The 13,880-nt window shown below is 36.7% G+C and carries 18 protein-coding genes; 14 read left to right on the top strand and 4 right to left on the bottom strand.

Features of this window, described 5'->3' with window-relative positions; translation table 11 throughout:
* From AZF08_RS31945 to AZF08_RS03750, 3 genes are all read left to right on the top strand, one after another.
* On the top strand, positions 1–520 hold a 520-nt coding region (locus AZF08_RS31945; RefSeq protein ID WP_235604047.1), incomplete at its 5' end, for a hypothetical protein.
* 7 nt (positions 521–527) lie between these two features.
* Complete coding sequence (locus AZF08_RS31940) at positions 528–1,031, top strand: spore coat protein (protein ID WP_235604046.1); 504 nt, start codon at positions 528–530, stop codon at positions 1,029–1,031.
* 187 nt (positions 1,032–1,218) lie between these two features.
* Positions 1,219–1,899 (top strand): YhcN/YlaJ family sporulation lipoprotein, encoded by a 681-nt coding sequence (locus AZF08_RS03750; protein WP_033672723.1) that lies wholly within the window; start codon positions 1,219–1,221, stop codon positions 1,897–1,899.
* Between the two features lie 153 nt (positions 1,900–2,052).
* Here AZF08_RS03750 and AZF08_RS03745 read toward each other — a convergent pair whose 3' ends face one another.
* Complete coding sequence (locus tag AZF08_RS03745; protein WP_082245979.1) at positions 2,053–2,496, bottom strand: branched-chain amino acid ABC transporter substrate-binding protein; 444 nt, start codon at positions 2,494–2,496, stop codon at positions 2,053–2,055.
* 527 nt (positions 2,497–3,023) lie between these two features.
* Here AZF08_RS03745 and AZF08_RS03740 point away from each other — a divergent pair.
* The 3 genes from AZF08_RS03740 (at position 3,024) to AZF08_RS03730 (ending at position 5,104) form a co-directional block, all read left to right on the top strand.
* Positions 3,024–3,344: an ArsR/SmtB family transcription factor gene (locus AZF08_RS03740; protein ID WP_033672721.1), complete on the top strand. Its 321-nt coding sequence runs from the start codon at positions 3,024–3,026 to the stop codon at positions 3,342–3,344.
* Between the two features lie 68 nt (positions 3,345–3,412).
* Positions 3,413–4,327, top strand: coding sequence for a DMT family transporter (locus AZF08_RS03735; RefSeq protein WP_033672720.1), 915 nt, complete (start codon positions 3,413–3,415; stop codon positions 4,325–4,327).
* A gap of 246 nt (positions 4,328–4,573) precedes the next feature.
* Positions 4,574–5,104 carry a BofC C-terminal domain-containing protein gene (locus AZF08_RS03730; protein WP_033672719.1) on the top strand — a complete coding sequence of 177 codons (531 nt, stop codon included), beginning with the start codon at positions 4,574–4,576 and terminating at the stop codon, positions 5,102–5,104.
* A 12-nt stretch (positions 5,105–5,116) separates the two neighbouring features.
* Here the strand turns inward: AZF08_RS03730 and AZF08_RS03725 are convergent, their stop codons facing one another.
* Entirely contained in the window at positions 5,117–6,061 is a 945-nt protein-coding gene (locus AZF08_RS03725) for an iron-hydroxamate ABC transporter substrate-binding protein (RefSeq protein WP_033672718.1), read from the bottom strand.
* A 190-nt stretch (positions 6,062–6,251) separates the two neighbouring features.
* Here AZF08_RS03725 and ruvA point away from each other — a divergent pair, with 190 nt between their 5' ends.
* Genes ruvA through yajC form a run of 6 tightly spaced genes read left to right on the top strand, consistent with a single transcriptional unit; the run spans position 6,252 to position 10,587 of the window.
* Positions 6,252–6,869, top strand: coding sequence for a Holliday junction DNA helicase RuvA (gene ruvA / locus AZF08_RS03720; RefSeq protein ID WP_033672717.1), 618 nt, complete (start codon positions 6,252–6,254; stop codon positions 6,867–6,869).
* 5 nt (positions 6,870–6,874) lie between these two features.
* Entirely contained in the window at positions 6,875–7,876 is a 1,002-nt protein-coding gene (gene ruvB, locus AZF08_RS03715; protein ID WP_033672716.1) for a Holliday junction branch migration DNA helicase RuvB, read from the top strand.
* Entirely contained in the window at positions 7,873–8,073 is a 201-nt protein-coding gene (locus AZF08_RS03710; protein ID WP_033672714.1) for a DUF2905 domain-containing protein, read from the top strand. The genes ruvB and AZF08_RS03710 overlap by 4 nt, the downstream gene beginning before the upstream one ends.
* A gap of 18 nt (positions 8,074–8,091) precedes the next feature.
* Positions 8,092–9,144, top strand: coding sequence for a tRNA preQ1(34) S-adenosylmethionine ribosyltransferase-isomerase QueA (gene queA, locus AZF08_RS03705; protein WP_033672713.1), 1,053 nt, complete (start codon positions 8,092–8,094; stop codon positions 9,142–9,144).
* A 14-nt stretch (positions 9,145–9,158) separates the two neighbouring features.
* Positions 9,159–10,298 carry a tRNA guanosine(34) transglycosylase Tgt gene (tgt, locus tag AZF08_RS03700; RefSeq protein ID WP_033672711.1) on the top strand — a complete coding sequence of 380 codons (1,140 nt, stop codon included), beginning with the start codon at positions 9,159–9,161 and terminating at the stop codon, positions 10,296–10,298.
* 28 nt (positions 10,299–10,326) lie between these two features.
* A complete protein-coding gene (gene yajC / locus AZF08_RS03695) occupies positions 10,327–10,587 on the top strand; it encodes a preprotein translocase subunit YajC (RefSeq protein ID WP_033672710.1) in 261 nt (86 codons plus the stop codon).
* 32 nt (positions 10,588–10,619) lie between these two features.
* Here yajC and AZF08_RS03690 read toward each other — a convergent pair whose 3' ends face one another.
* Positions 10,620–11,003: a TIGR04086 family membrane protein gene (locus AZF08_RS03690; RefSeq protein ID WP_033672709.1), complete on the bottom strand. Its 384-nt coding sequence runs from the start codon at positions 11,001–11,003 to the stop codon at positions 10,620–10,622.
* A 114-nt stretch (positions 11,004–11,117) separates the two neighbouring features.
* Here AZF08_RS03690 and AZF08_RS03685 point away from each other — a divergent pair, with 114 nt between their 5' ends.
* A complete protein-coding gene (locus AZF08_RS03685) occupies positions 11,118–11,774 on the top strand; it encodes a DUF421 domain-containing protein (protein ID WP_033672708.1) in 657 nt (218 codons plus the stop codon).
* A 43-nt stretch (positions 11,775–11,817) separates the two neighbouring features.
* On the opposite strand, the gene spoVB is transcribed toward AZF08_RS03685, so the two are convergent.
* Complete coding sequence (gene spoVB, locus AZF08_RS03680) at positions 11,818–13,377, bottom strand: stage V sporulation protein B (protein ID WP_033672707.1); 1,560 nt, start codon at positions 13,375–13,377, stop codon at positions 11,818–11,820.
* A gap of 218 nt (positions 13,378–13,595) precedes the next feature.
* Here spoVB and AZF08_RS03675 point away from each other — a divergent pair, with 218 nt between their 5' ends.
* Complete coding sequence (locus AZF08_RS03675; protein ID WP_033672706.1) at positions 13,596–13,880, top strand: post-transcriptional regulator; 285 nt, start codon at positions 13,596–13,598, stop codon at positions 13,878–13,880.

Below are 13,880 nucleotides of genomic sequence, written 5' to 3'. Positions count from 1 at the left end.
AAACCAAATGCCGATGATGGATAATAACCAAATGCCAAACATGATGCCGATGATGGATAATAATCAAATGCCAAACATAATGCCAATGATGGATAATAATCAAATGCCAAACCAAATGCCAATGATGGATAATAATCAAATGCCAAACCAAATGCCAATGATGGATAATAATCAAATGCCAAACATAATGCCAATGATGGATAATAATCAAATGCCAAACATAATGCCAATGATGGATAATAATCAAATGCCAAACATAATGCCAATGATAGATAATAATCAAATGCCAAACATAATGCCAATGATGGATAATAATCAAATGCCAAACATAATGCCAATGATAGATAATAATCAAATGCCAAACCAAATGCCGATGATGGATAATAACCAAATGCCAAACCAAATGCCGATGATGGATAATAACCAAATGCCAAACATGATGCCGATGATGGATAATAACCAAATGCCAAACATAATGCCAATGATGGATAATAANAAACCAAATGCCRATGATGGATAATAACCAAATGCCAAACATGATGCCGATGATGGATAATAACCAAATGCCAAACATAATGCCAATGATGGATAATAACCAAATGCCAAACATGATGCCGATGATGGATAATAAYCAAATGCCAAACATAATGCCGCAGCAAATCCCGATGCCATATCAACCGCAAATGATGCCACAACAGTATCCGTACCATCAAGTCCCGTTTCAACAGCAAAATCCATATTATAACATGCCTTATCCACAAGGTCAGCCAATGGCACCACAGTATACGTCGATACCAAATATAATGCCGATGATGGATAATAATATGCCACCACAAACGATGCCAGAAGAAGATTGTGGATGTGGTGAGGAAAGGGCTTTATATAGTCCGCAACCAGGCGGGCCGCATTATCCAAATTCTTTATACTATCCAACGCCTCAAGCTGGTTATGCACCTCAACCAGGTGCGATGTACTATCAGCCGGATCCGCCAGATGTTTTTGGAACACCTCTGGAAGAGGATGAGGAATAGAAGGGAATTTTTCTTAGTTTAGGTGTGCGTCATACTTCTTATAAATTAGCCCTAACGAATTGGGTTTTACAAGTGGTGTTAGAAAATCCCTAGTGAAATATTGACAGTGTAAAAACCTCCTTTGTTACTCATGATAAGAGGGAGCTTTTCGAGAGAGAAGTTCATTCTAACAAGGGGGGTTTTTGTATTGAATAAAAAAGTTAAAATTATTACCGCTTCTTTGTTAGTTACCAGTGCATTAGCTGCATGTGGTACACCTAATGATAAAAATGCAATGGATACTCGTAATGGTACTTACAATTATGAGCGTACATCTTATAATGATACACATCCGTATAGAAATAATGTAACGCGTAACGATCGATATACAGATTATGTGACATATCGTAATGGTAACCGAGGAAATAATGATATTTACGACCGCCGTGATAATGTTGGGTATAATTATTACCGTGATGTAAATTACCATGGTCAAATTGCAAACCCTTACCCGACTCGTAACATTACGATGAATAATTCGTATATTAACAACGATGGAAGAACAGCAGAAAAAATTACAAATCGTGTGAAGCGCATGAATAATGTAGATCGTGTTTCTACAGTTGTGTATGGAAATGATGTAGTAATTGCAGTGAAACCACGTACAGCAGTAACAAATGAAACGGCAATGGCAAATGAAATTCGTCAAGCAGTTGTAAATGATGTGAAAAACCGAAATGTATATGTAACAGTAAAAAATGATATGTTTGAACGTGTAGATACGATGAATACGCGTCTGCGCAATGGAACAGTTACAAATGACTTAGGTCGTGACATAACAGATATGTTCCGAGATATTCGTGCCGGTCTTACTGGTACAGTGCGATAGCTAAAAAGGGGAAGGATTACACCTTCCTCTTTTTACATTTAAAGCATCGTCATTATAATAAAAGTAGAAAATTGATGGATGCTGGCGTGGATATGTATTCAAGATGAAAAATGCATAAGACATAAAAATATGGTCAATGCTTCAGAAAATTGGTTATTCCTCCCCATCTCGCAAACGTTTTTTCTTAATAAAGTAACCAACAGAATAAGAAGCTAAAAAGCATAAAAAGAGAATACTCCCCATCAGAATTGCTTCCCATAGAGGTCTTTCAGGACTGAAGATAATATAAATAATAGCAAGAATAATTCCTACAATAGCAGAGCGCAAAACAAGTTTATAATAAGGAGTTATTTTAATTCCTTTTTCAGCTTCTTCGGCATCAATAGAGATCCCCATTTGTAAATAGGCAAGTAGGATACTTGTTAGCATCAATAATAACCATAATGGAGATTTTGTAATTTGATCGAATCCATCATTAAAGCCGATATACCCTAAGATGCTCATCATACCAATCGATTGAAATAGAAATGCAATACGTATGTTTTTTAAATTTTGTAGTATGAGGCGTTCGTCTTTAATTTTTTTCAATATATTCATCTCCTGTTACCATATTTTTCATGGGTATTCAAAAATAATTGTAACATATATATTACATTAATCAACTTATATTTTACTTTAAGTGTTTTTGTATGTTAATAATTAATTGGTTTAGTGGTGATAATGGAATTTGATTTGCTTAAGGTCTAAAAACTGGTAGAAACAAGTAATGAAGAATTTCTTATAATTAGCTTGCTTTCTTTTTATATTAATGTTATATTAGCAAAGCGATGAGCTAATTTACGTAAGACGAGAGATATGCTTAAGTGCTAAACACGCGAATGTGGTCGCCTGGTCTCTCGCCGTAAACGCATCAAGACGCCTGCTATGCAGGCGTCTTTCTTATTATATAAAAATAAAGTGAAGTTAGGCAGCAGAGAGTTTTTGCCGAGCTTCATTTTTTTGTAAGATTAAATATCAGAACATTACATTAATTGGTTTACAAATATCCTCAAGAAGATTAAAATATAAATGGTAATATATCACACAATATAGTGACTATATGAAATGGTAAGGATGAAGAGGATATGGAACGTTTTGAATGTGGCAATACAGAAATTGTTTTGGAGAAATTCAAATTAACCACACCTATATTTCAAGCTTTAGGAGATGTGAATCGTCAACAAATTATTATGATGTTACTTGAAAATAAAAGTCTGAATGTAACTCAAATAACAGATAGAATGGGCATTTCGAGACCGGCTGTGTCTCATCATTTGAAAATTTTAAAACAGGCAGAACTTATTACAGCTGACCGAAATGGAAAAGAGATATTTTATGCTGTAAGTGCACGAGAATTTTTAAAGAAAATTAAGGATTTGATTGTAGTAGTAGAGTCAAACTACTAAATTTTTTTAGTTTATAAGTTTATATGTTTAAACATATAAACTTATTTTATTGGAAAGGAGCAATAAAAATGAACAGTAAGGACCGTATGTATGTACTAATGTTACTCGTTCCTTTGTTTTGGGGTGGCTCTTTTGCAACAGCAGAGCATGTTATTACAGAAATTCCACCGCTTGTAGCAGCGACGATTCGCTTTGCGTTAGCGGGAGTTATTTTAATGATTATTGTCTCGGCTAGGTCTCAATGGAATATGGGGTTATTAAGGAGAAACTGGAAAGGTCTATTATTCGTTTCTTTAACTGGTATTTTTGGCTACAATGCATTTTTCTTTGTGGGACTTCATTATACTTCTACAATGAATGGCTCATTAATTATTGCGACGATGCCGGTGTTCGTTACAATTGGGGCAATTTTGTTTTTTAAAGAAACATGGAGCATAAAAATAGCAATGAGTTTAATTTTGTCCTTAGTAGGTGTCATTATTATTATCACGAAAGGGTCATTACATGTATTCTTATCTTTATCATTCAATAAAGGAGATCTATTATTTATAGCTGCATTAGTCTGTGGAGTGCTGTACAGTTTAACGGGGAAAGCAGTGATGAAAGATGTTTCACCATTATTTACGACTATGATTATGACTGTGCTAGGATCTATTTTTCTAGCAGGTATTTCTGTTTTTGAAGGAGGATGGGAGAAAGTTCCGGCGCTCTCTATACAAGGGTGGTTAGAGATGTTATATATGGTCGTATGTGGAACGCTAATTGGCTATATAGTATTTAATAAAGGTGTGGAAGAAATTGGAGCAAGTAAGGCGAGTATGTATTTAAATATCACACCTATCGTAGCGACAATTATTTCAGTTGTATTATACGGAGCAGTTATTACATGGCAGCAGCTGCTTGGGATGATAATTATATTAATAGGAGTTTATATTGCGACAGTGCAAGTAAGTCGAAAAAAGAATGTATCTCTTCATGAATAAATGGTAATAATTAGAGTTTAATTTAATCTTATTTAGTTCGCTATTTGCGAACGGTAAGAACTCTCATCTCAAGGTTTAGAGAGAGCGAGGAAGAGTGAAATCCTTTTACTTTATTATACAAAGTGGTGTTCCATTACCAAGGTCTATAATTCTCAATACTTCATTTCTACCCTTCATGGATAAAACTTCTATATCCGGAAAAACTACAAATGGAAGTTTTATATTGCCTGGAAGAGGTGAAGGGAAATGAAATTCATGATGATCGCAGTTCAAGCTGTAATTGCTATGTTTTGTTTGTATCATGAATCGAGTGTTACAGCTGCGGTTATGGTTCCAGAGGTAACGCAAAAAGAACCTCAAGTTACAATTTTGCTAGAGCGCATGTATGTAGATGGAGAAGTAAGTGAGGAGATTTTTACTGAAAAGGTGGCAAATTTAGAAGGATTTTTAAAGCAGTATAAAGAATGGCAGATTGTTGATCGTGATGATGTGCAAATTATATTGCAAAAAAAAGTAGATGATATTTCACCTTTGCTTAAAACAAGTGGGTATTTTGGTGTTTCGAATGAGGGTATATTGCAAATTTTTAACGGTGTACCAAAAAGTGATAATGCAATTCATTCATTTTTTCAAATTGATATGAAAAAGCTAGAAAGTTATGAACGTGCAAAATTAAAACGTGGTATCCGTATCAAGTCTAAAGAGCGTTTTGTGAAGACTATTGAGAAAATGAAGCAGTATGCGGTGCAAAATAAGAGAAACAGCAGCTCGGGATGAGCTGCTGTTTTCTTATTTGTTCTTATCTAAAATTTGTTTTGCAATTTCATCAATTAGCATATCTTTCCCAATTGGATTAAATGCTTTTGTGTTAAAGACTTCATTGCTGACTTCGTAAACATGATTATTTTTCACAGCTTTATTATTTTTCCAAATAGCACTGTTTTTGTAGTCATCATATACTTTATCTGCTTCGCCGCCAAAGTTTACGATAAACATTTGATCAGGTTGGAATGCGACAAGACTTTCTAAAGATACTTGTGCCATCGTTTGTTTTAAGTCTGTGCCTTTTGTTGCAGGAAGTTTTAAATCGTTAAAGATGATATCACCATATCCGAAACTACCATATACACGGAAGTTTTGCGGTGTTACGGCAAGGAACATAAAGTTTTCATCTTTTGTTTTCTCTTTAATTTTTTTAGATAAGGAAGCTGCTTTTTTATCGTAGTCTGCAATCCACTTATCCGCTTTTTTCTCTTCACCAACTAGCTTACTTACTTCTTTAAATTTATCACGCCAGTTTTCTAAGTTTGTTTCTAGGACAACGGTTGGTGTAACCTTTGCTAGTTGATCGTAAATTTTTAATTGACGGTTGTTTAAAATGATTAAGTCTGGTTTTAAAGCAATAACTGCTTCTAAATCAACTTTAGGTGCCCAGTACCAACCAACTGCTTTTACACCTTTTAGTTTTTCTTGCAAATGATCTTGGATTTTATCTTTATACGTGTTGGCTGTACCAACAGGTTTATGCCCAAGAAGTAATAGTTCTTCAGATGATCCAGATAAGTCAACAATTCTTTTTGGATTGACCGGAATTGTAACTTCACCTTTTACATGTTTGACAACTTTCGTTTTCGGTTGTTCCTTTGCCTGGGATTCTTCTTTTGGAGAAGAGCAACCAACAATGGCAAACATAACAAGAATGAGAGTAAATAGAATAGATAGATTGCGTTTCATGTTTATGTAACCCCTTTAATTAGTATTGATAATCATTATCGACTTCGTAATATTAATTTGCTTCATACCATTATGTCAATATTTAAAAAATGGGAATTCTATACAGGGAACGTTTGTTGGGGTAGTCTCGCTTTTCTATCATTAAGTATGTTAAAATAGAATACATGATTTGAGAGGGAGAGATTGTATTTTGTTTGAATATGTTACAGGTTACGTGGAATATGTAGGACCAGAATATGTCGTTCTTGATCATAATGGAATTGGTTATCAAATTTTCACACCAAATCCGTATGTATTCCAAAGAAGTAAGCAAGAAATTCGTGTATATACATATCATTATGTGAGAGAAGATATAATGGCGCTTTATGGATTTAAGACACGTGAAGAGCGTTTATTATTTACAAAACTTTTAGGTGTATCAGGAATCGGACCAAAAGGGGCGCTTGCAATTTTAGCTTCCGGTCAAACGGGGCAGGTTGTGCAAGCAATTGAACATGAGGATGAAAAATTCTTAGTGAAATTCCCAGGCGTCGGAAAGAAAACGGCACGCCAAATGATCTTAGACTTAAAAGGAAAATTAGCAGATGTTGTACCAGATGCGTTTGTTGATTTATTCTCAGATGTAGAAAGTTTTGACGAGAAGAAAGGATCATCCGCTGAGCTTGACGAAGCACTGGAAGCACTGCGTGCACTTGGTTACGCAGAACGCGAAGTGAATCGAGTTGTACCAGAGTTGTTAAAAGAAGCGCTTACGACGGATCAATATATTAAAAAGGCACTTAGTCTTTTACTAAATGGTAAGAGGTGAGTAGAATGGACGAACGTCTCCTTTCGGGAGAATCTGCATATGAAGATGCGGACTTAGAATATTCGTTACGACCACAAACATTGCGTCAATATATTGGCCAAAATAAAGTGAAGCACAATTTAGAAGTGTTTATTGAAGCAGCGAAAATGCGTGAAGAAACATTGGATCACGTACTATTATATGGACCACCAGGACTTGGAAAAACGACGCTTGCCAATATTATCGCCAATGAAATGGGTGTTAATATGCGAACAACGTCAGGACCAGCAATTGAACGACCTGGAGATTTAGCAGCAGTGTTAACGGCACTTCAACCTGGTGATGTATTATTTATTGATGAAATTCATCGTTTACACAGGTCAATTGAAGAAGTATTATATCCAGCAATGGAAGACTTTTGTCTTGATATTGTCATCGGTAAAGGTCCAACTGCACGCTCTGTGCGACTGGATTTACCTCCGTTTACGCTAGTTGGCGCAACAACACGTGCCGGTGCGTTATCAGCGCCGCTTCGTGACCGTTTTGGTGTTTTGTCACGATTAGAGTATTATACAGTAGATCAGTTGTCTGCGATTGTAGAGCGTACAGCAGAAGTGTTTGAAGTTGAAATAGATTCTCTGGCAGCATTAGAAATTGCAAGGCGTGCACGTGGTACGCCGCGTATTGCAAACCGTTTATTAAGACGGGTGCGTGACTTCGCGCAAGTTCGAGGTGACGGAACGATTACGATGGAGATCACACAAATGGCATTAGAACTCCTGCAAGTAGATAAACTAGGTCTTGATCATATCGATCATAAATTACTGCTTGGTATTATTGAAAAGTTCCGCGGTGGACCAGTTGGATTAGAAACGGTCTCAGCAACAATTGGGGAAGAGTCTACTACGATTGAAGATGTGTATGAACCATATTTATTACAAATTGGATTTTTACAACGAACGCCAAGAGGAAGAATCGTAACGCCCCTCGCCTATGAACATTTTGGAATGGAGATGCCGGGGGTATGATGGATATGCCAAAGCTGCTCATTACGGCTGGTATTCTCCTCATTGTTGTTGGATTAGCTTGGAAGTTTATAGGGAGACTTCCAGGTGATATTTTTGTGAAAAAAGGAAATGTTACCTTTTATTTTCCTATCATTACATGTATTGTGATAAGTATTGTATTATCCTTTATTATGTATGTAATAAATCGATTTAAATAGAAATAGGTGGATATAGTTATGGATATAAATCTGTTTGATTTTCATTTACCAGAAGAACTCATTGCACAAACACCGCTTGAAGAGCGTGAGACATCAAGATTAATGGTGTTAGATCGTGAAACGGGTGATATAGAGCATAAGCATTTTACGGACATTCTTTCTTATTTACATGAGGGCGATTGTTTAGTTTTAAATGAAACGAAAGTTATGCCTGCTCGTTTGCATGGTGTGAAAGAAGACACAGGTGCACATATTGAAGTACTTCTTTTAAAGCAAGAGGATGGCGATAAGTGGGAAACACTTGTGAAACCAGCCAAACGTGTAAAAGAAGGAACTGTTATCTCTTTTGGCGAAGGAAAACTAAAAGCAACATGCATCGGAACAGCTGACCAAGGTGGTCGTCAGCTTGAATTTTCATATGACGGTATTTTTTATGAGATTTTAGATGAACTTGGAGAGATGCCACTTCCTCCATATATTAAAGAAACACTAGAAGATCGCGATCGTTACCAAACGGTATACGCGAAGGAAATTGGTTCTGCAGCGGCGCCGACAGCTGGACTTCATTTTACAGAAGAGTTATTAGAGAAATTAAAGCAAAAAGGTGTAGGTTTAGCATTTATTACACTTCATGTGGGTCTTGGTACATTTAGACCAGTTTCTGCTGATACAATTGAAGAGCACCATATGCATGCGGAATACTATCATATGTCAGAAGAAACAGCAGAATTGTTAAATCGTGTGAAAGAGAACGGTGGTCGTATCATTACAGTTGGTACAACATCAACACGTACACTAGAAACGATTGCAACAGATCACGATGGCAAACTTTGTGCTGCATCTGGATGGACGGATATCTTTATGTATCCTGGTTATGAATTTAAAGCAATTGATGGTTTAATTACAAACTTCCATTTGCCGAAATCAACATTAATTATGCTTGTAAGTGCATTTTCAAATAGAGAAAATGTTCTTCATGCTTACAACGAAGCAGTAAAAGAAAAGTATCGTTTCTTTAGTTTTGGTGATGCGATGTTCGTTGCATCTCATCTAAAGACAAGAAACAAATAAAAAGGAGTACAGATATGACAGCAATTCGTTATGAATTTATTAAAACATGTAAACAAACGGGTGCCCGTTTAGGACGTGTCCATACACCGCACGGTTCATTTGATACACCGACATTTATGCCGGTTGGGACACTTGCGACAGTGAAAACAATGTCACCAGAAGAGCTGAAGGCGATGGATTCAGGTATTATTTTAAGTAATACGTATCATCTATGGCTGCGTCCAGGACATGAAATTGTACGCGAGGCAGGCGGTTTACATAAATTTATGAACTGGGATCGCGCGATTTTAACAGATTCTGGTGGTTTCCAAGTGTTTAGTTTAAGTGATTTCCGCCGTATTGAAGAAGAAGGCGTTCACTTCCGTAATCACTTAAATGGAGACAAGTTATTCTTATCACCAGAAAAAGCAATGGAAATTCAAAATGCGTTAGGTTCAGATATTATGATGGCATTTGATGAGTGTCCACCGTTCCCAGCTACTTTTGAATATATGAAAAAATCTGTAGAACGTACGAGCCGCTGGGCAGAGCGTTGTTTGAAAGCTCATGAGCGCCCACAGGATCAAGGGTTGTTCGGTATTGTACAGGGCGGAGAGTTTGAAGAACTTCGTCGTCAAAGTGCAAAAGATCTTGTTTCAATGGATTTCCCTGGTTATGCAATAGGTGGATTATCAGTTGGGGAACCGAAGGATATTATGAACCGTGTTCTTGAATTTACAACGCCACTTCTTCCAGACAATAAACCACGTTATTTAATGGGAGTAGGTTCTCCTGACTCATTAATTGATGGTGCAATTCGCGGTGTTGATATGTTTGATTGCGTACTTCCAACTCGTATTGCTCGAAATGGTACATGTATGACAAGTCAAGGGCGTTTAGTTGTGAAAAATGCGAAGTTTGCAAAAGACTTTGGTCCGCTTGATCCAAATTGTGATTGCTATACATGTAAGAATTACTCTCGTGCGTACATTCGTCACTTAATGAAATGTGATGAAACGTTTGGAATTCGTTTAACGTCTTATCACAACCTTCATTTTCTGTTAAACTTAATGGAGCAGGTGAGACAAGCCATTCGTGAAGACCGTCTTGGTGACTTCCGCGAAGAGTTCTTTGAACAGTATGGCTTTAATAAACCGAATGCTAAAAACTTCTAATACATAATAATTGAAGGAGGAACAAAAAATGAATCCAGGTATGATGAATATTGTCATGATCGTTGCGATGTTTGCGATTTTCTATTTCTTATTAATTCGCCCGCAGCAAAAACGTCAAAAGGCAGTAGCGCAAATGCAAAATGAAATCCAAAAAGGTGACGCTATCGTAACAATTGGTGGCTTACACGGTACAATTGAATCAGTAGATGATACTACGATTGTAATTAAAGCTGGTGGTTCACACTTAACATTCGATCGTAATGCGATTCGTGAAGTTGTGAAGAAGTAATAAGCGAAAGCCCTGCAAATGCAGGGCTTTTTTTAATTTGTACGTTTCGTCATATTCACGCCAAATATGCCTCCAAGTGTACTAGAACCCATTAACGCCAGTTGATAGAGAAGTTGTGAGTTAGATAAAGAATTGGAGAATCCTAAGTAATTAACGAGAAAAACAAGAATAGTAAAGGTGAGTCCAGTTATAAGCCCGACAAACCACCCTTTTCCTTGTGCTTTTTTTCCAGCAATAAATCCAGAGATAATCATAGAAAGAATAGCGAATACGAACAAGGTCGTCGCCAATGTCCCTTCGCTGATATGTGTAAACTTCAGTAAAAGAGCAATCACCATACTTGTAACAGTAGCGAGTATCAATAAAGTAATGATACCAAATCCGATTGCGGTAGATATTTTTTTTGTTCCATCCACTATGCAGTCCCCCTTTTTAATACAAGCATATTTTCATTTTGGATAAGTTAGACTAGTTTCTTTTTTGATGGTTAAACTACATCGTAGAAGAAAAATGGAGAAAGGGGATTAAAGATGGAACTCTGGGGAATTGCCTTTCGAACCGTTCTATTATATTTTATTATGTTAATCATTTTTCGCGTTATGGGAAAACGTGAAATTGGAGAACTGAGTATTTTGGATTTAGTTGTTTTTATTATGTTGGGAGAACTTGCCGTATTAGGAATTATAGAAGCTGATCGTCCTATGTGGGATCAAATCGTTCCTATGGTAGTCATTGTAGTTATCCAGATTGTATTAGCATATGCTTCACTCAAAAGTGGCAAGATACGCCATCTAATAGATGGTGAGCCGGCCATTATTGTTCGAAAAGGGAAAATTGATGAAAAACAAATGCGAAAGCAACGCTATAATATTGATGATTTATTAATGCAGCTAAGAGAAGAAGGAATCGGTGATGTTCGTGATGTCGAATATGCTATTTTAGAAGCGTCAGGAAAACTATCTGTATTTCAAAAACAAAAGAGTAAAAAAAATAAGAATGATATGCCTGTTTTTTCATTTCCACTTATTATTGATGGGGAAATTCAACAGTCACATTTACAGATGATTGAACAATCGGAAGAATGGCTCGCGAGGAAGTTGGGGAATATAGGGTATAGCGATGTGTCAGAAATTTTGTATTGTAGTTTTCAAAATGGGGAGTTTTTTGTGGATTTAAAAGATAAGTAAGAAGCTTGCCGTTTTTAACACGGCAAGCTTCTTACTTATATGGTTATTTCAAAAATGATAGTCTCCGGATGAATGGGAGACGTCGTAATTCTTCTTTACGAATCAGTTTAAAAATAAGAAGAAGCAGAATGTAAAGAGTTGTAGTTAATGAGATTTCACATAATGTTTGTATACCGAGTGAGTGTGAAAAAACAATGTATTTGTGAAGGTAAAATCCGAATGCTCCTGCAATGGCAATCACAATTCCACCGAAAATATAATCTCTCATGTAAATAGTGAATGTAATTTTTTTTAAGACGGTAGCGTAGTGAAGGAATGTTACGGTTACAATGTTAGCGGCGATAGCAAGTGCGACGCCCATCATTTGAAATTCTGGACGTGAAGCTAGTACGAAAATAACGAGCAATTTTACGATAGCGCCAACAAATGTGTTCATCATTGCGGCGCGTGCTAAGTTCAAGGCCTGTAAGACGGATGTCAGAGGGCTTTGAAAATAGTGAAATAAAAAGCAGGGCGCGAGTAATTGAATGAATGAAGTAGCGTTATCTGAACCGTACATGAGAGTTAGGACAGGTGAAGCAAATACGTAAAGAATAACGACTGACCAGCCACCTGTAATTAAAGAAATACGCAGTGCTTGTTGCAGACGATGTTCAACTAATCGATGTTGTTTTTTTGCCATTGCTTCACTTATAGATGGTACGAGTGCTGTAGAAAGGGCGTATGTAATAAAAGCCGGTAGTGATAGGAGTGGAAATGCATAGCCGTTTAATATACCGTATTGCTGCGTTGCAACTGAAGCGGTAACACCAGCTATTGCTAAGCTTTGCATCACGACAATCGGCTCGAAAAAATAAGAGACTGAACCAATTAAGCGGCTCCCTGTAGTTGGAAGTGCGATTTCCATAAGCGAATGAAATGTATGTTTACTTTGTTTGACGGTGCCCATAAAACCAGTGCGAATTGAAAGGTGTTTTTCACGCTGGAATAAAGAGAGTAAAAATAATAAAGAGGCTACTTCGCCAAGAACAGCTGATAGCATTGCACCTGCTGCGGCGTATTCAACGCCGTAAGGTAAAAAGAGCTGAATGCATATGGCGATGATGGTAATACGGACAACTTGTTCTAGTACTTGGGCATATGCGCTGGGCTTCATATTTTGTTTTCCTTGGAAATAACCGCGTAAAACAGATGAAACAGCGATTACAGGAACGACAGGTAAAATGGCCATTAATGGATAGTAGGTTCTTTCATCTGTTAATAATGTTTTAGCTAAAATTGGAGTTAGTAGCATGATAGCGATTGTTAAGATAATACTAATAACGGATGTAACAGCTAATGATACTGTTAATATTTTTTTTATTTTTTGTTTGTCATTTACTGCTTCTGCCTCGGCAACAAATTTGGCAATGGCAACAGGAAGTCCGATTTGTGTTAGTGTAATTGCTAAAATAAAGGTGGGAACAGCCATCATATAGAGACCGACACCTTCTTCTCCTAGAATACGTGCCATTACAATTCGGTTAATGAACCCGAGGATTTTTGTAATAAACCCGGCAATCATTAAAATAAATGCCCCTCGTAGAAAGCTTTGTCTCGTCATGGTCTTCTCCTACCTTCTCAAAATCAATGGAATGATTTACAATAATTTATATGCACGTATGAGACAAGAATGACAAGCATTTAAGAGGAAGAACCCATAAAGTGAAACTTCTATTGGGAGAAGGTAGGGTGATGGAACTCTTAAAAGTAGTTATTGCTGTCCATTAGAGCGGGATGAAAAGCGACTTTTCGTGCTGAAATAAGAAGGAGATGTGATATATGGTTGAAAAAGAAGATTTGGTAGAAGCTTACCGCGGACAGTTACAAGTCGTTTTAGAAAGCAAAGTAGAAGAATTTCAAATGATCGGTTATGACCGAGTAACGGTACAAGATATCTGGAAATGTTTAAAGGTGAAAAAGTGGAAAAAGATTGACCATGAGGTTAGATTGTATGAACTCGTGAATGATGTGTTGACACTAACTACAAATGAGTACATGACATATTTAACAATGGAAGCATATCAAGCACCACTTTGGTCATTCGAAGAATATGAAAATAAATAA

Source organism: Bacillus gaemokensis (assembly GCF_001590835.1).
GTDB lineage: Bacteria > Bacillota > Bacilli > Bacillales > Bacillaceae_G > Bacillus_A > Bacillus_A gaemokensis.
Note: the sequence above shows the minus strand (reverse complement) of the source record. Positions and strands in the feature narration are given on the sequence as shown.